Origin of the sequence: Nocardioides litoris, assembly GCF_006346315.1 — a bacterium.
In the GTDB taxonomy this organism is placed as follows: Bacteria; Actinomycetota; Actinomycetes; order Propionibacteriales; family Nocardioidaceae; genus Nocardioides; species Nocardioides litoris.
Genome location: NZ_VDMR01000001.1, coordinates 1,547,588 through 1,567,619, shown reverse-complemented (window position 1 = coordinate 1,567,619; position 20,032 = coordinate 1,547,588). Strand labels below are relative to the sequence as shown.

Below are 20,032 nucleotides of genomic sequence, written 5' to 3'. Positions count from 1 at the left end.
GGCCGAGCGTTCCGCCCGCCCCACCCGAACGGGTCAGGACCGCCGTCCGGGGCCGTCCGCGGCGGCGTACGTTGCCGACATGAGCAAGGGCACGCCGGACCTGGGGACCGGCCGTGAGGGCAGCGACGCGGGCGCGAGCGACGTGGAGGGTCTCCAGCACCACGGGGCGCCCCGCGGGGCCACGGCGGCGCTGACGCTCGGCGCGCTGGGCGTCGTGTTCGGCGACATCGGGACCAGCCCGATCTACACCATCCAGACCGTCTTCGACCCCGGGGACCCGCACCCGGTCGCGGTCACCACCGACCACGTGTACGGCGTCGCGTCGCTCATCTTCTGGGCGGTGACGCTGCTGGTCACGATCAAGTACGTCCTCATCGTGCTGCGCGCCGACAACGAGGGCGAGGGCGGCATCCTCTCCCTGATGACGCTGCTCGTGCGGCGACGCGCCCCCGGGTCGCGGCGTACCAAGGCGGTGCTGGCGCTGCTCGGCATCTTCGGCGCCTCGTTGTTCTTCGGCGACAGCATGATCACCCCGGCCATCTCGGTCATGTCGGCCGTGGAGGGGCTCGAGCTGGTCGAGCCGTCGTTCGAGGCCCTCGTCGTACCGCTGACCGCGGTCATCATCGTCGTGCTCTTCGCCGCCCAGCGGTTCGGCACCGCGCGGGTGGGGCGGTTGTTCGGCCCCGTGATGCTCGTGTGGTTCACCCTGCTCGGGGTGACCGGGCTGGTCGGCGTGGTGGGCGACCCGGCCGTGCTCAAGGCGCTCTCCCCGACGTACGCCCTGGGGTTCCTGGTCGGCGACTTCGGCACGGCGTTCTTCGCGCTCGCGGCCTGCGTGCTCGCGATCACCGGCGCCGAGGCGCTGTACGCCGACCTGGGCCACTTCGGTCGCCCCACCATCACCCGGGCCTGGCTGGTGGTCGCCTTCCCCGCCCTGGTGCTCAACTACCTCGGCCAGGGCGCGCTGATCCTGGAGGACCCCGCCAACAGCCGCGCGCCGTTCTTCCTGCTCGTGCCCGACTGGGCCCTGGTGCCCGTCGTGCTCCTGGCCACCGCGGCCACCGTCATCGCCTCCCAGGCGGTGATCAGCGGCGCGTTCTCCGTGGCCCGCCAGGCCACCCAGCTCGGCTACCTGCCGCGGCTGCGGGTGCTGCACACCTCCGAGGAGACGGCCGGCCAGATCTACGTGCCCTGGATCAACTGGGTGCTCATGGTCGCGGTGCTGGTGCTGGTCTTCTCGTTCCGCTCCTCGGCGTCGCTGGCCTTCGCCTACGGCGTCGCGGTCACGGGCACGGTCAGCCTCGGCACCGTGCTGCTGGCCTTCCTGGCCTGGAGGCACTGGGGCGTGCCGCTGCCCCTCGTCGTGCTCGTGGGCGCGTTCTTCCTCCCGCTGGAGCTGCTGTTCCTCGCCGGCAACCTGACCAAGCTCTTCAGCGGCGCCTGGCTCCCGCTGCTGATCGCCGCCGCCGTCTTCACCGTCCTCACCACCTGGCACGCGGGCCGCCGCCAGGTCTCGCGCCAGCGCGAGAGCGCCGAGGGCGAGCTGCGGGCGTTCGTCGACGACCTGCACGCCCAGGACCCGCCGCTGCGCCGGGTGCCCGGCACCGCGGTCTTCCTCAACCGCACCAAGGAGACGACGCCGCTGGCCATGCGGACCAACGTCGAGCACAACTCGGTGCTGCACGAGCACGTGGTCGTGCTGTCCGTGCACACGGCGCTCGTGCCCACCGTGGCGCCCGAGGACCGCGTCGTGGTCGACTCCCTCGGCTGGACCGACGACGGCATCATCCACGTCCTCGCCCGCTACGGGTACGCCGAGAGCCCGGACGTCCCCGCCGTGCTCGACCAGGTCCGGGGCACCTCGACCGAGCTGCCGCTCGAGCCGGAGGCGACGACGTACTTCGTCTCCACCATCGAGCTGCGGGTCGGCTCCGAGCCGGGCCTGGCGCGCTGGCGCAAGCGGCTCTTCGTCGCCACCGCCGGCATCTCCGCCGACGCGGTCGGCTACTTCAACCTGCCCCGCGACCGGACGGTCATCATGGGGTCGCAGATCGACGTCTGAGGCCTTCACGACATCTTCACGGCCTTTCGTGGGCGAACCTGCTGCGCGCAGACACCGAGCCCCGTAGTGTCTTACCTACCGAGCCGCTGGTGACCCGAGACGCCAGCGGCTCGGTTCTTTTTTTCCTGCGACTTCTTCTCGCATCTCGCTGCGGAGCCCCTCGGCGGCCCGCTAGCCTCGGTCTCACCGAGCCGCTGGTGACCCGAGACGCCAGCGGCTCGGTTTCTTCTTTCCCTAGGCTGGCGGCATGCCCGCCGCCCGCACCGTCGCCCGCATCGCTCTCAGCTCGTTCATGGTCGCGGCCGGGACGCTGCACCTGACCACCCAGCGCCAGGAGTTCCAGGCCCAGGTGCCCGACTGGTTCCCGGTGGACCCCGACCTCACGGTCGTCGCCTCGGGGGTCGTCGAGGTCGGACTCGGCGCCGCCTTCATCGCGCTCCCCCGCCGACGACGCCTCGTCGGCGGCCTGCTGGCGGCGTTCTTCGTCGCGATCTTCCCGGGCAACATCGCGCAGTACGTCGAGGGCACCGACGCGTTCGGGCTCGACACCGACACCAAGCGGCTGCTGCGGCTGCCGTTCCAACCGCTGCTGGTGCTCCTCGCGCTGTACGCCGGCGGTTGGGTCGGGAAGGGCCGCGGGCGCGAGGAGTGAGGGGCTTCGAGGCTGCGGCCAGGTGGTCTCGAGACGGGACTTCGTCCCTCCTCGACCACCGTGGGGTCAGTCCTCGTCGGTGGCGAACTCCTCGTTGTGGGTGCCCGGACGAGGCGCCCAGGGCAGCTCCTTGGCCGGGCGAACGACGATCAGCTTGTCGCCGCGGGCGAGCAGGGCGACCACGGGGTCGAAATACCGGTAGACCTTCTCGTCGCGCACGACCGAGATGACCTGGTCGGGCAGCGACTGGGGCTGCTTGCCGACCTCGGAGACGAGCAGCTCGCGCTCGGCGACCTCGAGGCCCTCGCCGTAGGAGAGCAGGTCCTCCATGACGGTGCCGAGCATGGGCGAGACGGTCGACAGGCCGAGGAGCCGGCCGACGGCGTCGGAGGAGGTGATGACCGAGTCGGCGCCCGACTGGCGCATCAGCGGCGCGTTCTCCTGCTCGCGCACCGAGGCCACGATCCAGGCGTCGGGGCTGAGCTGGCGCACCGTGAGGGTGGCGAGCACGTTGGAGTCGTCGCGGTCGGTGGTGATGATGACCTGGTCGGCGGTCGCGACGCCGGCGCGGCGCAGCACCTCGCGGCGGGTCGCGTCGCCGGTGACGACCGCGAGGCCGTCGGCGTGCGCCTCGGCCAGCGCGGTGGAGCTGGGGTCGACCACGACGATGCTCTCGACGTCGTACCCGTTGCCGATGAGGGTCTGGACGGCGCTGCGGCCCTTGGTGCCGTAGCCGACGACGACCACGTGGTGGCCCATGTTCTTCCTCCAGCGCGAGATGCGCACGAGCTCACGGCCCTGCGAGGCGAGGACCTCCAGGGTGGTGCCGATGAGGAGCACCAGGAACCCGATGCGGGCGGGGGTGATGACGAACGCGTTGACCAGCCGGGCGCCGTCGCTGACCGGGGCGATGTCGCCGTACCCGGTCGTGCTGAGCGTGACGGTCGTGTAGTAGATCGCGTCGATGAGGCTGATGGTGTTGGTCGGGTCGTTGCCGTCGCGGTAGCCCTCGCGGTCGAGGTAGACCAGCGCCACGGTGCCGACCAGGATGCCGAGGGCGAGCAGCAGCCGCCGGGCCAGGATGAACAGCGGTGAACGGCGGCGCTCGGGGAGGTTGACCTTGCCCCGCGCCTGCAGCGCGGCCTCGCTGACCTGCCCGTCCACGACGCCGAACCTAGGCCATCGGGGTCGGGGGCGTGCCGTCGCGCCCCTCGCGGGTCACGGCGGTCCGCAACCGGGCGACGAGCTCCCGTCGAGCCCGGGTGGTGGTCTGCTGCGGGAAGACCTCGTCGAAGGCCGCGTTGACCGCCGCGCCGATGAGCACGGCGATCGAGAGCAGGTAGAGCCACAGCAGCACCGCGATCGGGGCGGCCAGCGGACCGTAGATCGAGGTGGAGTCGGTGGCGGTGACGGTGAGGAACCAGCGCAGCACCGACGAGCCCACGATCCACAGGGCGAGGGTGAACACCGCCCCGGGCAGGTTGAAGCTCCAGTTGGTCCGCACCGGTACGGCGACGTGGTAGAGCGTGGCCAGGAAGCAGATGCACAGCGCGACGACGAGCGGCCAGTAGAACGACATGAGCACGTCGAGCCGGGGCGGCAGCGCGTCGCGCACCAGCTGGGGTCCGGCGACGACCAGCGGCAGCGACACGGCCCCGGTGAGGACGGCCAGGAGGTAGAGGCCGAAGGACAGGGCCCGGGTCTTGACGATCCCGCGGTGCCCGCCGAGCCCGTGCATGATCGTGATGGTGTCGACGAAGACGTTGAGGGCCCGGGAGCCGGACCACAGCGCGAGCACGAAGCCCAGGGAGATCACGTCGAGGCGCCCGCCGCCGAGCACGTCGTCCATCGTCGGCGCGACGACCTGGTCGACCGCGCCCTCGGTGAGGAACCGGGAGCACAGCTCGATCACGGCCCGCTCGACGTCGGCGACCTGGGCGGCGCTGAACTGCTCGGAGACGTAGCCGACGGCGCCGGCCAGCGCGAAGACGAGCGGCGGCACGGAGACCACCGCGAAGAAGGCGCCCTCGGCGGCGAGGCCGGTGACCCGGTGCCGCAGGCAGGAGCCGACCGTGGTGACGACGATCCGCCAGAGCAGGTGGGCCACGGCGCGGGCCCGGACGAGCAGCCGGTCGAGCAGCCGACGGACCGGGTGCACCGCGGGCGCCCTCGTCGTCGTCTCGCTGCTCACCCGGACACGCTAACGGCGGGTGGGCCCGGGTCCGGGGACCCGCGCCCACCCGCCGGTGGAGGTGTGAGGCGGCTCGCGCCGGCCGAGCGTCAGACCTTGGCGAGCGGGTCCTTGGCGTCGTCGTACGACGAGGACTCGGCCGGGGCGCCGTGGCCGTGGTCGTCGACCATGGTCAGCTCGTCGAACGGGTCGTCGCCGCGGAGCACGGTGTCGAGCTGCTTGCGGTCCAGGCCGCCGGTCCAGTGGCCGATGATGACGGTGGCGATCGCGTTGCCGGCGAAGTTGGTGACCGCGCGGGCCTCGGACATGAACCGGTCGATGCCGACGATGAGGCCGACGCCGTCGACCAGCTCGGGGCGGTGGGAGCTGAGGCCGCCGGCCAGGGTGGCCATGCCGGCACCGGTCACGCCCGCGGCGCCCTTGGAGGCGATCATCATGAACAGCAGCAGGGAGATCTGCTCACCGATCGACAGCGGGGTGCCCAGCGCCTCGGCGATGAAGATCGAGGCCATGGTCAGGTAGATCGCAGTGCCGTCGAGGTTGAACGAGTAGCCGGTCGGGACGACGACGCCCACGGTCGGCTTGTCGACGCCGGCGTGCTCCATCTTGGCGATCAGGCGCGGCAGGGCCGACTCGGAGGAGGAGGTCGAGACGATGAGCAGGAACTCGCGGCCGAGGTACTTCAGCAGCGAGAAGACGTTGACGCCGGTGGTGACCTTCAGCAGCGTGCCGAGGACGACGAAGACGAACAGCGCGCAGGTGATGTAGAAGCCGAGCATCAGCACGGCGAGGCTCTTGAGCGCGTCGACGCCGGTCTCGCCGACGACGGCGGCGATGGCGCCGAAGGCGCCGACCGGGGCGGCCCACATGATCATCGCGAGCACCCGGAAGACCAGGCGCTGGACGTGGCCGATGCCGCGCAGGACCGGCTCGCCCGAGCGGCCCATGCCCTGCAGGGCGAAGCCGACGAGGAGCGCCACCATCAGCGTCTGCAGCACGTCGCCGGAGGTCAGCGAGGAGAGCATCGAGTCCGGGATGATGCCCAGCAGGAAGTCGGTGGTGCTGCCGTGGCCGTCGGTGGCCTGCTCCTGGCCGGACGCACGGGCCGCCTCGGAGAGCTGGAGGTTGTCGCCGGGGTGCAGCAGGTTGCCGACGACCATGCCGATGGCCAGGGCGAAGGTCGACATCGAGATGAAGTAGACGAGCGCGAGGCCGCCCACCTTGCCGACCCGGGCCGCGTTGGCCACCGAGCCGACGCCGAGCACGATCGTGCAGAAGATGACCGGCTGGATCATCATCTTGATCAGCCCGACGAACGCGGTGCCGAGCGGCTTGAGCTCGACCGCGAACGACGGGAACAGGAGCCCGATCGCGATGCCGGCCGCCACCGCGGCGATGACCGCGATGTAGAGGTAGTGGGTCCGGTCGCGGACCTTCTGCTTGTCCGTCGTCGTCCTCGTCGAGCTCATCGTGCCTCCTGGTGCCGAGCCGGGCGCTTCCCGGCCATCCCGAGGTTCGCGGACCATGTGACCGCGGTCACCCTTGTGGTCGTTGAGTACATGACGCGGGTCACCTCCTCGGTTCCACCCGTACGGGGGGCTGTCGAGCGGTCGTGGGTGAGGATGGTCACGTGAGCCGCCCCGTCCCCGTCGCCCGCCAGGTGCTGGCGCTCCAGGTGCTCGTCGTGGTCGCCCTGGTCGTGGCCTCGCTCGGGCTGGCGGCGTACGACGCCCGGCGCGACGCCCGGACCGACGCGACGTCGCAGGCGCTGGCCATCGCCCGCTCGGTGGCCGACTCCCCCGCGGTGCTGACCGCCCTGGCCACCGCGGACCCGTCGGCCGAGCTCCAGCCCTTCGCCGAGCGGGTGCGTCGCGACACCGACGTCGACTTCGTGACGATCATGGCGCCCGACCGCACGCGCTACACCCACCCCGACCCCGCCAACATCGGCAAGCCGTTCATCGGCGACCTCGGCCGGGCGCCGCAGGGCGAGGCCTTCACCCAGGAGTACGCCGGCACCCTCGGCCCCTCGATGCGGGCCGTCGTGCCCGTCGTCGACACCGGTCGCGGGCAGCGGGGCGACGCCGTGGTCGCGCTGGTCTCGGTCGGCATCACCGTCACCGCGATCGACCGGCGGCTGCGCGACGACCTCGCGGCCATCGCCGTCGCGGCCGGCGTCGTGCTCGCGGTGGGCCTCACCGGCGCCTGGCTGGTCAGCCGGCGGCTGCGCCGCCAGACCCACGGCATGGGCGAGCTGGAGATGGCCCGGATGTACGAGTACTACAACGCCGTGCTGCACGCCGTCCGCGAGGGCCTGCTGCTCGTCGACCCTGACGGCCGGGTGCAGCTGGTCAACGACGAGGCCCGCCGGCTGCTCGACCTGCCCGACGACGCCGAGGGCCGGCTGCTCGCCGACCTCGGCCTCCCACCCGGGCTGGTCGAGGCGGCGCAGGGCAGCACGGCCGAGGCCGACGACGTGTACGCCGCCGGCGACCGCCTCCTCGTCGTCTCCTCCTCCCCCGCCTCCTGGCGGGGCCGCGACGTCGGCGCGGTGGTCAGCCTGCGCGACCACACCGAGCTGCGGTCGGTCACCGGCGAGCTCGACGTCGTCCGCGGCCTGACCGACTCCCTGCGCGCCCAGACCCACGAGGCCGCCAACCGGCTGCACACCGTCGTGTCGCTGGTCGAGATGGGGCGGCCCGAGCAGGCCGTCGCGTTCGCCACCGAGGAGCTCGAGCTCACCCAGCGGCTGGCCGACGAGGTCGTCGACGCCACCGGTGACCCGGTGGTGGCCGCCCTGCTGCTCGGCAAGAGCGCCGAGGCCCGCGAGCGCGGGATCGAGCTGGACGTCTCGGGCCACCTGCCGCCCACCGACGTCCCCGGCCGCGACCTGGTCACGGTCATCGGCAACCTGGTCGACAACGCGTTCGACGCCGTGGCCGACCGCGAGGGCGCCGCCGTCCGCCGGGTCGCCGTCGAGCTCGACGCGGAGTCCGGGCGGCCCGTCGTACGCGTCGACGACAGCGGTCCCGGCCTCTCCGACGACGAGGCGGTGCACGTGCTCGAGCGCGGCTGGACCACCAAGGCGGAGGGCCGCGGCGTCGGCCTCGCGCTGGTCGGGCAGGTCGCGCGGCGCCACGGTGGCGAGGTGCGGATCGACCGGTCGGCGCTCGGCGGCGCCACCTTCACGGTGACGCTGGGGGCCGACGCATGAGCGGCTTCCGGGTGCTCGTCGTCGAGGACGAGGAGCTCGCCGCCGAGGCGCACGCGACGTACGTCGGGCGGGTGCCGGGCTTCGAGCTGGGCGGCGTCGCCCGGTCGGCCGGCGACGCCGCCCGCTTCCTCGAGCGCGACCGCGAGGTCGACCTGGTGCTGCTCGACATGCACCTGCCCGACGGCCACGGGCTCGGCCTGCTGCAGCGCCTGCGCGCCGGCGGCGACCTCGTCGACGTCATCGCGGTCACCGCCGCTCGCGACAGCGACGTGGTGCGCCACGCCGTCGCCCACGGCGTCGTCCTCTACCTGCTCAAGCCGTTCACCTTCGCGACGTTCCGCGCGCGGCTCGAGCAGTACGCCGAGTACCGCCGCGGCCTCGAGTCCGCCTCTGGCGACATCGCCCAGGACGAGGTCGACCGGATGCTCTCGACGCTGCGCACCAGCGCCCCGGCGCTGCCCAAGGGCATGAGCCCCGAGACCCTCCGCGACGTCACCGCCGCGGTCCGGGGCGCCGAGCACCCCGTCTCGGCCTCGGAGGTCGCGGCCCTCGTCGGCTCCTCACGCGTCACCGCCCGCCGCTACCTCGAGCACCTCGCCGACACCGGCGTCCTGGTGCGCGGCCAGCGGTACGGCGGCGGTGGGCGTCCGGAGGTGGAGTACCGGCGGGCGTGAGGGTGCGCCCGCCTGCCCCGCCGGGAAAACCTCCGGTTAACCGGAGAAACTGCCACTTCTGGCAGGTAACTCCCCGCCAGGAGTGGCAGTTCCGTCGCAGGAGTGTGGCTGGTGGGCCACTCCCGACGGGAAGCCGCCGCGCCCGGGTCCGTCAGGCGAGCTCGAGGCCCGGGTAGAGCGGGTGCCTGTCGAGGATCTCGGCGGAGGCGTCCTTGACCTTCTCGGCCACGCCCTCGGCCAGGACGTACGACGCCTTGGAGGGGCCGCCGGCCTTGGTGGTGCCGGCCTCGGTGTTCTCCAGGACGTGCACGATCAGCTCGGCGACCCGGTCGAACTCGTCGTGGCCGAAGCCGCGGGTCGTCAGGGCAGGCGTGCCGAGGCGGATGCCGGAGGTGTACCAGGCACCGTTGGGGTCGGCGGGCACGGAGTTGCGGTTGGTGACGACACCGGCCTCGAGCAGCGCCGACTCGGCCTGACGGCCGGTCAGGCCGTAGGAGGACACGTCGAGCAGCACGAGGTGGTTGTCGGTGCCCCCGGTGACCAGGGTGGAACCGCGCGTCAGGAAGCCCTCGGCCAGCGACTTGGCGTTGTCGGCGACCTGCTGGGCGTAGGTGCGGAACGACTCCTGGCGGGCCTCGGCGAACGCGACGGCCTTGGCGGCCATGACGTGCGACAGCGGGCCGCCGAGCACCATCGGGCAGCCGCGGTCGACCGAGGGGGCGTACTCCTCGGTGGCCAGCACGATGCCGCCGCGGGGGCCGCGCAGGGACTTGTGGGTGGTGGAGGTGACGACGTGGGCGTGGGGCACGGGGTCCTCGTCGCCGGTGAACACCTTGCCGGCGACCAGCCCGGCGAAGTGGGCCATGTCGACCATGAAGGTGGCACCGACCTCGTCGGCGATCTCGCGGACCTTGGCGAAGTTGACCCGCCGCGGGTAGGCGGAGTAGCCGGCGACGAGCACGAGCGGCTTGAACTCGCGCGCCTTGGCGGCGAGCGCGTCGTAGTCGAGCAGGCCGGTCTCGGGGTCGGTGCCGTACTGCTGCTGGTGGAACATCTTGCCGCTGATGTTGGGCCGGAAGCCGTGGGTCAGGTGGCCGCCCGCGTCGAGGCTCATGCCCAGCAGCCGCTGGTTGCCGAGCTCGCGGCGCAGGGACTCCCAGTCCTCGTCGGTGAGCTCGTTGACGTTCTTGCTGCCGGCCTCCTGCAGCCACGGGCCCTCGATGCGGTGGGCCAGGATCGACCAGAAGGCGACCAGGTTGGCGTCGATGCCCGAGTGGGGCTGGACGTAGGCGTACTCCGCCCCGAACAGCTCGCGCGCGTGCTCGGCCGCGAGCGACTCCACCGTGTCGACGTTCTGGCAGCCCGCGTAGAAGCGGTGGCCGACCGTGCCCTCGGCGTACTTGTCGCTGAACCAGGTGCCCATGGTCATCAGCACCGCGGGCGAGGCGTAGTTCTCGCTGGCGATGAGCTTGAGGGAGCCGCGCTGGTCGGCGAGCTCCTGCTTGGTGGCCTCCGCGATGCGGGGCTCCACCGAGGCGATCACCTCGAGGGCCTGGGCGTAGGCGGAGCTGGTGAGGGCGCTGAGGTCGGCCATGCGCTCGATTTTATGGCCCGGGGGTCGATCGGCCCATTCCCCGTCCGCCGCCCGGCCGGCGCCGGATCAGAACCAGTAGGCGTACTTGCTCGTCACGACCATGGGCGCGCGGTACACGGTCTCGTAGGAGCCGTAGTCCTCGCAGTCCTCCTCGTACCCATCGCCGTCGAAGTCGTAGCAGACGACGTCGGGCACGTAGACCTCACGCTCGGACATCTCGGTCGAGACGCTGATGGAGGAGTAGGTCCAGCTGCGGCCACACTGGCGGAACTCGACCGTCGCCATGGCGTCCCCGTCACCGAACGACGCGTGCGACACGGTCTTGCCGCGCTGACCGACCAGGGCACGCACACGCTTGATGGACATGCCCTTCTTGATCTTGCGGTACTCAGCCTTGGTCACGCACCCGGGCGTCTTGTTGGCGGCATCCGCCGGACCGGCGGTCACGACGGCGAAGGACAGCAGACCGGGCAGCAACGCTGCGAGGAGAAGGCGGGCGAGGGCGTGCATGATCGCTCCCAGAGACGGACGATGACGCCGCCTTGCGAGGGGCGGCGGGGACACCACCAAGGTAAAGAACTTCCGACATCGATGTGGCAGAACACCGGGAACGAGCGGCTCTGCGGGTTCTGGGCCCATCCCCCGCCTCCGACCCCCGGCCGGCCAGCCCTGTCCGACCCGGCCCAGACGGGCCCCGGAAGCGACCGGACAGGACGCCGGCCGCCCACACAGCGCTTCAGCTCCCTCGGCGCGACGACGGCCGCAGACCCCCCACCCGCGGCCGGCGTCGGCGTGTGACGTGCCTCGCACCAGGACCCCGTTGCCCCGCGCCGCCACGCGGCTCGGCCTGTCTCAAGAGTCCGTATCGCGGACACGCATCTCACATCACGAGATCGGCGATTGTGGCGGGCCTGTCCACGCCGTGAGACTCCATCCCATGGTCACTGCTGAGACGAGCGCCTTCCTCGTGGTACGCCGCCACGTGGACCTCGGGCGCACGCGCAGCATGATGTGTCGCTCCTGCTGACCGCGAGACCTCCCCGGCGCGCCCTCCGAGCTGCGCGCCCCCCAGCAGAAGGACCTACCTGAGTCATGCCTGACCTGCGCTTCCAGTCCCAGAAGGCGAAGCACACCGAGATCCCCCGACCCAAGCGGTCGGAGGGCCAGTGGTCGCTGGGCTACACCGAGCCGCTGAACAAGAACGAGCAGTCCAAGAAGGACGACGACCCGCTCAACGTCCGCGACCGGATCCTCTACACCTACTCCAAGCGCGGCTTCGACTCGATCGACCCGGCCGACCTGCGCGGCCGCTTCCGCTGGATGGGTCTGTACACCCAGCGCGCCCCGGGCTTCGACGGCGGCAAGACCGCCCAGCTCGAGGAGGAGGAGCTCGACGACCGCTACTTCATGTTGCGGGTGCGCTCCGACGGACGGCTGCTCACCCCGTCCGCGGTCCGCGCACTCGGCGAGATCGGGGTCGACTTCGCCCGCGACACCGCCGACGTCACCGACCGGGAGAACATCCAGTACCACTGGATCCGCATCGAGGACGTCCCCGCGATCTGGGACCGCCTCGACGAGGCCGGCCTGTCGAGCCTCGAGGCCTGCGGCGACTCGCCGCGCCCGTTCCTGGGCTCGCCCGTGGCCGGCGTGGCCGCCGACGAGATCATCGACGGCTCCTCGGCACTGGAGGAGATCTTCGACCGCTTCATCGGCGACAAGGACTTCTCGAACTTCCCGCGCAAGTTCAAGACCGCGCTGACCGGCCACCCGAGCCACGACGTCTCCCCCGAGACCAACGACATCTCCTTCGTCGGCACGGTGCACCCCGAGCACGGGCCCGGCTTCGACCTCTGGGTCGGTGGTGGCCTGTCGACCAACCCGATGCTCGCCCAGAAGATGGGCGTCTGGATCCCGCTCGACGAGGTCGCCGACGCCTGGGCCGCGGTCGCGGGCGTCTTCCGCGACTACGGCTACCGGCGGCTGCGCTCGCGCGCCCGGCTGAAGTTCCTGGTCGCCGACTGGGGCATCGAGAAGTTCCGCGAGGTCGTGGAGAAGGAATACCTGGGCCGCGAGCTCGTCTCCTGCCCCTCTCCCGACTCCCCCGTCGGCCACCGCGACCACGTCGGCGTGCACGACCAGAAGGACGGCCTGAAGTACGTCGGCGTCGCGCCCGTCGCGGGCCGCGTCTCGGGCACCCTGCTCGTGCAGCTGGCCGACCTCCTCGAGGAGTACGGCGTCGCGGGGGCCCGCCTGACGCCGTACCAGAAGATCGTGCTGATCGGCGTGCGGCCCGAGGTCGTCGAGGAGCTCGTCGGCCGGCTCGACGCCATCGGCCTGTCGGCCCGGCCGTCCAACTGGCGGCAGAACACCATGGCCTGCACTGGCATCGAGTTCTGCAAGCTGGCCATCGTCGACACCAAGGAGCGCGCGCGCCGACTGGTGGCCGAGCTGGAGCAGCGCTTCCCCGAGCTCGACGTGCCGATCACGGTCAACGTCAACGGCTGCCCCAACGCCTGCGCCCGCACCCAGGTCGCCGACATCGGCCTCAAGGGCCAGCTGGTGATGGCCGACGGCCAGCAGGTCGAGGGCTTCCAGGTGCACCTCGGCGGCGCCACCGGTCTGCAGGCCAACTTCGGCCGCAAGCTGCGTGCCCACAAGGTCACCAGCGCCGGCCTCGACGACTACGTCACCGCCGTCGTGACCAACTACCTCGTCGACCGCGAGTCGGCCGAGGAGAGCTTCGCGACCTGGGTCGCGCGGGCCGAGGAGGAATTGCTCCGCGGCGAGAAGGTGTTGTCCACCTCATGAGCGAGCGCGCCGTCCCCTTCCACTGCGCCTACTGCGGTGACACCAACCTGTGGCCCCACGTCTCCGAGGACGGGTCGAGCCAGCACGGGGCGTGGGAGTGCCGTGACTGCCAGCGCATCTTCTCGGTGAAGATGCTCGGCACCCTGCGGCCGACGGGGGTGCAGCGCTGATGGGCACCCTGACCGACACCGCGCGGGTCAACCGCGGCATCGCCACCGAGGGTCGCTCCTCGGAGGAGCTGCGCGACCTCGTCTCCCACTGGGGCGCCGAGCTCGAGCTCGCCCCCGCCGAGACCATCATCGAGTGGGCGGCCGCCACCTTCGGCGAGCGCTTCTGCGTGACCTCCTCGATGGGCGACGCCGTGCTCGCCCACGTGGCCAGCAGGGTCGTCCCCGGCATCGACGTGGTCTTCCTCGACACCGGCTACCACTTCGCCGAGACGATCGGCACCCGCGACGCCGTGCAGCACACGATGGACGTCACCCTGCTCTCGATCACGCCGAAGCAGACCGTGGCCGAGCAGGACGCCACCGAGGGCAAGGACCTCTTCCGCACCGATCCCGACCGGTGCTGCGCGCTGCGCAAGGTCGCCCCGCTGGCCGACGCGCTGTCGTCGTACGACGCCTGGGCCACCGGCCTGCGCCGGGCCGAGACCCACAACCGGGTCATCGCGCCGGTCATCGGCTGGGACGCCAAGAAGGGCAAGGTCAAGGTCTCCCCGCTCGCCCGCTGGAGCGACGAGCAGGTGGAGCGCTACATCCAGGACAACGGCGTCCTGGTCAACCCGCTCGTCTACGACGGGTACCCCTCGATCGGGTGCGCCCCCTGCACCCGACGCGTCGCGCCCGGCGAGGACCCGCGCAGCGGGCGCTGGGCCGGCACCAACAAGACCGAGTGCGGGATCCACCAGTGATCCCCCGCTCACCGGCACGAGAGGAGGCAGTCCGATGACTGCTCCCGCCCTGGTGGCCCTGGCTCCCGCGAGCCGCGACTCCCGCTCCACCAAGACGATCACCGCCCTCGTCGACCAGGTCAAGGCGCAGCGCCCCGACCTGCGCGTCGAGCGCGCGTTCCTCGACGCCGAGGGCACGGGCGGCCGCTGGGTGCGACCCGAGCTCCAGGCCGTGGTCGACCGGCTGGTCAAGGCCGGCCACGACGAGGTCGTGGTCGTGCCCCTGACCCTCACCGAGACCGACGTCGCGATGCCCGGCCTGGCCGCCGCCGTCGAGGCCGCCACCGGCCGGCACCCGGGGCTGCAGCTGCGCGTCACCGCCCCGCTCGGCCTCGAGCCCTGCTTCCTCGAGGTGCTCGACGAGCGCCTGCGCGAGGAGCTGCGCGCCTCCCGCGTCCGCGAGCTCGACGCCCTCGTGCTGGCGGCGGCCGGGTCCCCGGACCCGCTGGCCAACCAGTCCGTGGCCCGCCTGGCCCGGCTCTGGGGCACCCACCACCGCCTCCCTGTCAGCGCCGCGTACGCCGCCAGCGCGCCCCCGGCCACGGGCGAGGCCGTCCGCGCCTTCCGCGGCGAGGGCCGGCGCCACATCGCCGTCGCCTCGCTGTTCCTCACCCCGGGCGAGCTCACCGACCGCGCCGCCGAGCTCGCCCTCGAGGCCGGCGCGATCGCGGTCTCCGAGCCCCTCGGGGCGCACCCCGAGGTCGCCCGCGTCGTGCTCGCCCGCTACGCGGTCGGCGCCGTGGAGCTCGTCCCCGTCTGACCCGCTGCGCCCCGGTGACCCCGCTGCTCATCTACGAATGAGAACGATTATCATTCAGGGGTGAGTGGGGGTCAGGCGCGCGCGTGCGCCGTCGAGGTCGATGGCTTGGTCGTCGCCACCCCGGGCGGCCGGACCCTGCTCGGGCCGGTCGACCTCCACGTGGCCGCCGGGGAGCGGGTCGCCGTGCTCGGCGTGTCCGGGGCCGGCAAGTCGCTGCTGGCCGCGGCGCTCACCGACACGCTGCCCGCCGACCTGGTGCGGAGCGGGTCGGTGCGCACCGGCACCAGCCGTGTCGCCCTGGTCCAGCAGGACACGGCGGCGGCCCTGAACCCGCTGGTCCGGGTCGGCGCGCAGGTCGGCCGGCCGCTGCGCCGCACCGTGCGCGACCGGGCCACCCGCGCTCGCCGGACCGAGGCGCTGCTGGCCCGGGCAGGGCTCGAGGACCCGTCGACCGTGGCGCGCCGCTACCCCGGCGAGCTCTCGGGCGGCCAGCGCCAGCGCGCCTGCCTCGCCCTCGCCCTGGCCTGCGGGTCCCCGGTCATCGTGGCCGACGAGGCGACCTCCGCGCTCGACGTGGTCACCGAGGCCGCGGTGCTGACGGTCCTGGCCGAGCTCCCGGCGACCCTCGCGCTCGTCACGCACGACCTGGCCGCCGCCCGGCGCACCTGCGACCGCGCGGTCGTGGTCGACGCCGGCCGGGTCGTCGAGGACGCACCTCTCGCCACCCTCCTCGCCGCGCCCCGCCACCCGGCCGCGCGCGAGCTCGTCCGCCACCACCGGCTGCTCGAGGACGCCTGGTGACCCCGGTCCTCCAGGCACGGGGCCTCCGCGTCGTGCACGGCCGGGGCGGTCGGCGCACGACGGCGCTGGACGGGGTCGACCTCACGGTGGCCGCCGGCGAGGCGGTCGGCGTCGTCGGCCGGTCGGGCTCGGGCAAGTCGACCCTCGTGCACGCCCTCCTCGGCCTGCGTCGCCCCGATGCCGGCTCGGTCGCCTGGGGCGGCGTCGAGCAGCGGGCGGGCTCCCGCACCCGGGAGTTCCGGCGCGCCGTCCAGTACGTCGCCCAGGACCCGGCCGGCTCCCTCGACCCGCGCTGGCGGGTGCGCGACCTGGTGGCCGACCCCCTGCGTCGGCTGCGCGTGTCCTGCGACGTCGAGGCCCGCGTCGCCGAGTCCCTCACCGCGGTCGGCCTCGACCCCGACCTGGGCGACCGCCGCCCGGCCCAGCTCTCCGGCGGCCAGGCCCAGCGGGTCGCGGTCGCGCGCGCCCTGGCCACCCGGCCGCGTCTCCTGCTCGCCGACGAGCCGACCAGCGGGCTCGACCTGCCCCGGCGCCACCAGGTCCTGGAGCTGCTGGCCTCGCTGCACGAGACCCAGGGCCTCGGCGTCCTGCTGGTCTCCCACGACCTGCGCGCGGTGGCCCGCCTGGGCCGCCGCACCGTCGTGGTCGACGCCGGGCGGGTCGTCGAGGACCGCCCGACCTCCGACCTCCTCACCCGTCCCGAGCACCCCGCCACCCGCGCGCTGCTCGACGCCGTCACCCCTGGCACCCCTGGCACCACCGACCCCACCCGAGAGGAACCCCTGTGCTCCTGAAGTCCCTGTCCGGCGGCCTGCTGCTCGTCGGCGTCGCCGCCCTGACCGCCTGCGTCCCGAGCGACGGCGAGGAGGCGACCGAGGGCGACGACCGGCTCTCGATCGCCATGCTCCAGCCCCCGCGCTCCGGCCTGTCGCCGTTCAGCGACGACGCGTTCAAGCTGTCCCGCTGGCGCACGGCCGAGACGCTGGTGAGCCTCGACGCCGACGGCCTCGCCAGGCCCGCGCTGGCCACCTCGTGGGAGCAGACCGACGACCGTACGTGGCGCTTCGAGGTCCGCGACGGGGTCCACTTCCACGACGGCGCCGGGCTCGACGCCGCGGCGGTCGTCACCGCCTTGACCGCGGCCGCAGCTTCTACGCCGGTGCCCCGCATCCTCGACGGTGTCGACCTCGAGGTCACGAGCCCGGAGGCCGGCGTGGTGGAGGTCCGCACCGGCGACACCGACCCCCTGCTCCCCCAGCGGCTGTCCAGCCCGCAGCTGTCCATCCTCTCCCCCGCGGCGTACGACGGCGGGCCGGTCGACCCGGTCGGCACGGGCACCGGCCCCTTCGAGCTGGTCGCGAGCAACGGCACCTCCGGGGCCACCCTGGACCGCTTCGAGGACTACTGGGGCGAGCCCGCCCAGGTGTCCGGCCTCGACGTCGCCTACGTGCCCGACGGCACGGCCCGCGCGGCGGCGCTGCGCACGGGCGAGGCCGACGTCGTCGAGGCCGTGCCGGTCGGCCAGGCGGCCCAGGTCGACCCCGACCTCGTCCACGAGGTGCCGATGCCGCGGACCAACACCCTCTACCTCAACACCTCCGAGGGCCCGTTCGCCGACCCCGCCGTGCGGGCCGCGGCCCGGCAGGCGGTCGACCGGGCCCGGCTGGTGGCCGACGTCTACGAGGGTCGCGCCGACGTCGCGGCCGGCCTGCTCGGCCCGGCGCTGCCGTGGGCGGCCGACCTGCGGGCGGAGCCGGAGCGCACCGCGCCCGCCCGGGTCGACGGCGTGCCGATCACGCTGGGCACCTTCACCGACCGGGCCGAGCTGCCCGAGGTGGCGGTGCTGGTGGAGCAGGAGCTGGAGGCCGCGGGCTTCGAGGTGACCCAGGACGTGCGGGAGTACCAGTACATCGAGGCCGACGCCCTCGACGGCGCCTTCGACGTCTTCATCCTCTCCCGTGCCACCGTGCTCGACTCGGGCGACCCGGTGGCCTACCTGGTCAGCGACTTCTCCTGCGACGGGTCCTTCAACATCTCCCAGTTCTGCGACCGCGAGGTCGACCGGCTTCTCGCCGAGGCGGGCCGCACCCCGGCCGGCGAGGAGCGGCAGGCCGCGATCATGCGCGCCGAGGCCGCGATCCTGGCCCGCGACGCCGCCGTCCCGCTGCTGCACGAGCGGGTGGTCCAGGGCGAGGCCGCCGGGGTCGGCGGCGTCGCCCGCGACCCCCGCGAGCGCGAGCTGGTGCTGGCCTCGACCACCCTGGAGCCGTGAGGGGCCTGACCGCGCTGTCGCGGGCGGGCGCCCTGGCCGGGCTGCTCGCCCTCCTCGGCGCCCTCCCGTGGCTCTCGGGCCGCAGCCCGGAGTACACCGTCCTGCGCGCCCGGTACGCCGACCGCGAGGCGACCCCGGAGGCCCTCGCCTCCGTGCGGGCCGAGCTCGGTCTCGCCCGCGGCCCGCTCGCGACGACCACCGAGTGGTGGGGCGGCGTCGTGCGCGGCGACCTCGGGCGGTCGTGGATCTCCGGCGCCGAGGTCGGCCCCGGGGTGCTGGACGCGCTGGCGGTCTCGCTGACCTTGATGGCCTGGGCCGCGGTCGTGGCCCTCGTGGTCGCCGCGCTGCTCGTCGCCCCGGCGGTCCGGCGCGGGCTGCGGGGGCGGGCGTCGGCCGGCTCCGGGGCCGGCGCGGCGGCGCTGACCGCGCTGCCGGAGTTCCTCCTCGCCCTGCTGCTGCTCGTGGTCGGCGCGGTGTGGCTCGGGTGGTTCCCGCCCTACGGCTGGTCCGGGCTGTCCTCGGTCGTCCTGCCCGCCCTCGCCCTCGGGGTGCCGGCCGGCGGCCTGCTCGGCCGGGTCACCGCCGAGTCGGTGACCGCGGTGTTCGCCGAGCGCTGGCTGCGCACGTGGCGGGCGGCGGACTGGACCGACAGAGAGACCACCCTCGCCGTCCTGCGACGCGCCCTGCCGTCGGTGCTCCCCCAGGCCGGGCTCGTCGTGGTCGGGCTGACCGGCGGTGCGGTCGCCGTGGAGGAGGTCTTCGCCGTGCCCGGGCTCGGCCGGGCCACCCTCGGCGCGGCGTCCGCGCAGGACCTGCCCGCGCTCCAGGCGGGCGTGCTGGCCCTGCTCGGGCTGGCCGTCCTCGTCGGCCTCCTGGCCGCGGCCGCCCGCCGGGCCCTGCTCGGCCCCGCGCTGAGGGCCGGCGTGCTGCAGGTGCCCGCGCCCGTCGTCGTACGGCGGCGGGGGGAGCGGGCGCTCCCCCTGGCGTGTGCCGCGGCGCTGGCCACGGTGGTGCTGGTCGGGTTGCTGCGCGACCCCTACGCCTCGGACCACGCGCGGCTCGCCCCGCCGTCGTGGTCGCTGCCGCTCGGCGCCGACGCCAGCGGGCGCGACCTGCTGGCCCGGGTGGCGCACGGGGCGGTCACCACGGTCGGCACGGCGGTCGTCGTCACCGCGTGCTGCCTGGCCGTCGGGCTGCTGGTGGGCCTGGCCCCGCGCCTGTCGGTCGGGCCGGTCGAGGTGGCCAACGCCGCCCCGCCGGTGGTCGTCGGCATCGTCGTCGCGTCGGTCAGCGGCCCCTCGCTGGCCGGCGCTGCGGCCGCGGTCCTGCTGGTCTCGTGGGCACCGCTGGCCGCCCACACCGCCGCCCTCGTCGTCGAGTCGCGGGCGCAGCCCCACGTGGCCGTGCTGCCCACGCTCGGGGTCGGGCGGGCCCGGGTCGTGTGGCGCCACCTGCTGCCGACCGTCGCCGGTCCCGTCGCCCGGCACGCCGCGCTGCGCCTGCCGGCCGTCGTGCTGGCCCTGGCCGGCCTCGGGTTCCTCGGTCTCGGCCCGGCCCGGCCCTCGCCGGAGTGGGGGCTGCTCCTGGCCGACGGGGCGCCGTACGTCGAGCGCGCGCCGTGGGCCGTCGGCGCCCCGGCGCTGGCCCTGGTGCTGGTCGGCGTGCTCGCCGTCTCCGGCGGGGCCGTAGTCCGCCGCCGCGACCACGACCGGGGCTCACCGAGTGATGTGAACGCGTTCAAATCTGAGATAGCCTCCGTTCCGTGAACCAGCCCCCGGTCGCCCTGCCGCACGTCGTCGAGCGCGGCCAGCCCTACCCCACGTCGGTCGTAGGCGCCGTCGTCGGGTGCCTGCAGGCCATCGCCCTCAGCCCCGTCCTGGCCCTGTTCGCGGCGTACTTCTGGCCCCTGCTGCCCGTCTGCCTCATCGCCTGGGGCGGCGCGTTCTGGATGGTGCGGTGGGCCACCGGTGGCGCCGGGTGGGCGGTCATCCTGACCGTCGTGGTGCCGGTCGTGCTGGCCCTCACCACCTGGGAGGCGATCCTCTGAAC

General features: G+C 73.5%; 18 protein-coding genes. 13 read left to right on the top strand and 5 right to left on the bottom strand.

Features of this window, described 5'->3' with window-relative positions:
• The first annotated feature begins 79 nt into the window (after window positions 1-79).
• Window positions 80-2,062, top strand: coding sequence for a potassium transporter Kup (locus FJQ57_RS07510; RefSeq protein WP_139978614.1), 1,983 nt, complete (start codon window positions 80-82; stop codon window positions 2,060-2,062).
• A 247-nt stretch (window positions 2,063-2,309) separates the two neighbouring features.
• Window positions 2,310-2,714 (top strand): DoxX family protein, encoded by a 405-nt coding sequence (locus FJQ57_RS07505; protein WP_139978612.1) that lies wholly within the window; start codon window positions 2,310-2,312, stop codon window positions 2,712-2,714.
• Window positions 2,715-2,780: 66 nt separating this feature from the next.
• On the opposite strand, the gene FJQ57_RS07500 is transcribed toward FJQ57_RS07505, so the two are convergent.
• From FJQ57_RS07500 to FJQ57_RS07490, 3 genes are all read right to left on the bottom strand, one after another.
• The gene (locus FJQ57_RS07500) at window positions 2,781-3,878 is read right to left on the bottom strand and encodes a potassium channel family protein (RefSeq protein WP_246081643.1); all 1,098 of its coding nucleotides are present in this window, start codon (window positions 3,876-3,878) and stop codon (window positions 2,781-2,783) included.
• A gap of 10 nt (window positions 3,879-3,888) precedes the next feature.
• The gene (locus FJQ57_RS07495) at window positions 3,889-4,905 is read right to left on the bottom strand and encodes a YihY/virulence factor BrkB family protein (RefSeq protein WP_246081642.1); all 1,017 of its coding nucleotides are present in this window, start codon (window positions 4,903-4,905) and stop codon (window positions 3,889-3,891) included.
• A gap of 89 nt (window positions 4,906-4,994) precedes the next feature.
• On the bottom strand, window positions 4,995-6,374 hold the full coding sequence (locus tag FJQ57_RS07490) for a cation:dicarboxylate symporter family transporter (protein ID WP_139978610.1): 1,380 nt from the start codon (window positions 6,372-6,374) through the stop codon (window positions 4,995-4,997).
• 161 nt (window positions 6,375-6,535) lie between these two features.
• Between FJQ57_RS07490 and FJQ57_RS07485 the strand changes: the two genes are divergently transcribed.
• Window positions 6,536-8,119 carry a sensor histidine kinase gene (locus tag FJQ57_RS07485; protein ID WP_139978608.1) on the top strand — a complete coding sequence of 528 codons (1,584 nt, stop codon included), beginning with the start codon at window positions 6,536-6,538 and terminating at the stop codon, window positions 8,117-8,119.
• Complete coding sequence (locus tag FJQ57_RS07480) at window positions 8,116-8,793, top strand: response regulator (RefSeq protein WP_139978606.1); 678 nt, start codon at window positions 8,116-8,118, stop codon at window positions 8,791-8,793. The genes FJQ57_RS07485 and FJQ57_RS07480 overlap by 4 nt, the downstream gene beginning before the upstream one ends.
• 151 nt (window positions 8,794-8,944) lie before the next feature.
• Here FJQ57_RS07480 and FJQ57_RS07475 read toward each other — a convergent pair whose 3' ends face one another.
• Window positions 8,945-10,387 carry a glycine hydroxymethyltransferase gene (locus tag FJQ57_RS07475; RefSeq protein ID WP_139978604.1) on the bottom strand — a complete coding sequence of 481 codons (1,443 nt, stop codon included), beginning with the start codon at window positions 10,385-10,387 and terminating at the stop codon, window positions 8,945-8,947.
• A gap of 66 nt (window positions 10,388-10,453) precedes the next feature.
• Window positions 10,454-10,897 (bottom strand): hypothetical protein, encoded by a 444-nt coding sequence (locus FJQ57_RS07470; protein WP_139978602.1) that lies wholly within the window; start codon window positions 10,895-10,897, stop codon window positions 10,454-10,456.
• A gap of 582 nt (window positions 10,898-11,479) precedes the next feature.
• On the opposite strand from FJQ57_RS07470, the gene FJQ57_RS07465 reads away from it, so the two are divergent.
• From FJQ57_RS07465 to FJQ57_RS07430, 9 genes are read left to right on the top strand one after another with little or no spacing between them, the layout of a single operon-like run.
• Window positions 11,480-13,198 carry a nitrite/sulfite reductase gene (locus FJQ57_RS07465; protein ID WP_139978600.1) on the top strand — a complete coding sequence of 573 codons (1,719 nt, stop codon included), beginning with the start codon at window positions 11,480-11,482 and terminating at the stop codon, window positions 13,196-13,198.
• Complete coding sequence (locus tag FJQ57_RS22345; RefSeq protein ID WP_170219317.1) at window positions 13,195-13,368, top strand: hypothetical protein; 174 nt, start codon at window positions 13,195-13,197, stop codon at window positions 13,366-13,368. Before FJQ57_RS07465 ends, FJQ57_RS22345 begins: the two co-directional genes overlap by 4 nt.
• Window positions 13,368-14,111, top strand: a complete 744-nt coding sequence (locus FJQ57_RS07460; RefSeq protein WP_139978598.1) for a phosphoadenylyl-sulfate reductase — start codon at window positions 13,368-13,370, stop codon at window positions 14,109-14,111. Before FJQ57_RS22345 ends, FJQ57_RS07460 begins: the two co-directional genes overlap by 1 nt.
• Window positions 14,112-14,145: 34 nt before the next feature.
• Window positions 14,146-14,910, top strand: coding sequence for a sirohydrochlorin chelatase (locus tag FJQ57_RS07455; RefSeq protein WP_139978596.1), 765 nt, complete (start codon window positions 14,146-14,148; stop codon window positions 14,908-14,910).
• 60 nt (window positions 14,911-14,970) lie between these two features.
• Window positions 14,971-15,711 carry an ATP-binding cassette domain-containing protein gene (locus FJQ57_RS07450; protein WP_139978594.1) on the top strand — a complete coding sequence of 247 codons (741 nt, stop codon included), beginning with the start codon at window positions 14,971-14,973 and terminating at the stop codon, window positions 15,709-15,711.
• On the top strand, window positions 15,708-16,505 hold the full coding sequence (locus FJQ57_RS07445; RefSeq protein ID WP_139978592.1) for an ABC transporter ATP-binding protein: 798 nt from the start codon (window positions 15,708-15,710) through the stop codon (window positions 16,503-16,505). The genes FJQ57_RS07450 and FJQ57_RS07445 overlap by 4 nt, the downstream gene beginning before the upstream one ends.
• A complete protein-coding gene (locus tag FJQ57_RS07440) occupies window positions 16,496-17,983 on the top strand; it encodes an ABC transporter substrate-binding protein (RefSeq protein ID WP_246081641.1) in 1,488 nt (495 codons plus the stop codon). The genes FJQ57_RS07445 and FJQ57_RS07440 overlap by 10 nt, the downstream gene beginning before the upstream one ends.
• On the top strand, window positions 17,980-19,749 hold the full coding sequence (locus tag FJQ57_RS07435) for an ABC transporter permease subunit (RefSeq protein ID WP_139978590.1): 1,770 nt from the start codon (window positions 17,980-17,982) through the stop codon (window positions 19,747-19,749). The genes FJQ57_RS07440 and FJQ57_RS07435 overlap by 4 nt, the downstream gene beginning before the upstream one ends.
• Complete coding sequence (locus tag FJQ57_RS07430; protein ID WP_139978588.1) at window positions 19,746-20,030, top strand: hypothetical protein; 285 nt, start codon at window positions 19,746-19,748, stop codon at window positions 20,028-20,030. Before FJQ57_RS07435 ends, FJQ57_RS07430 begins: the two co-directional genes overlap by 4 nt.
• The last annotated feature ends 2 nt before the right edge of the window (window positions 20,031-20,032 follow it).

Coding starts and splice junctions, on each gene's coding strand:
- FJQ57_RS07455 (WP_139978596.1), top strand. CDS start 14,146: ATGACTGCTCCCGCCCTGGTGGCCCTGGCTCCCGCGAGCCGCGACTCC.
- FJQ57_RS07460 (WP_139978598.1), top strand. CDS start 13,368: ATGGGCACCCTGACCGACACCGCGCGGGTCAACCGCGGCATCGCCACC.
- FJQ57_RS07480 (WP_139978606.1), top strand. CDS start 8,116: ATGAGCGGCTTCCGGGTGCTCGTCGTCGAGGACGAGGAGCTCGCCGCC.
- FJQ57_RS07510 (WP_139978614.1), top strand. CDS start 80: ATGAGCAAGGGCACGCCGGACCTGGGGACCGGCCGTGAGGGCAGCGAC.
- FJQ57_RS07470 (WP_139978602.1), bottom strand. CDS start 10,897: ATGCACGCCCTCGCCCGCCTTCTCCTCGCAGCGTTGCTGCCCGGTCTG.
- FJQ57_RS07490 (WP_139978610.1), bottom strand. CDS start 6,374: ATGAGCTCGACGAGGACGACGACGGACAAGCAGAAGGTCCGCGACCGG.
- FJQ57_RS22345 (WP_170219317.1), top strand. CDS start 13,195: ATGAGCGAGCGCGCCGTCCCCTTCCACTGCGCCTACTGCGGTGACACC.
- FJQ57_RS07505 (WP_139978612.1), top strand. CDS start 2,310: ATGCCCGCCGCCCGCACCGTCGCCCGCATCGCTCTCAGCTCGTTCATG.
- FJQ57_RS07465 (WP_139978600.1), top strand. CDS start 11,480: ATGCCTGACCTGCGCTTCCAGTCCCAGAAGGCGAAGCACACCGAGATC.
- FJQ57_RS07475 (WP_139978604.1), bottom strand. CDS start 10,387: ATGGCCGACCTCAGCGCCCTCACCAGCTCCGCCTACGCCCAGGCCCTC.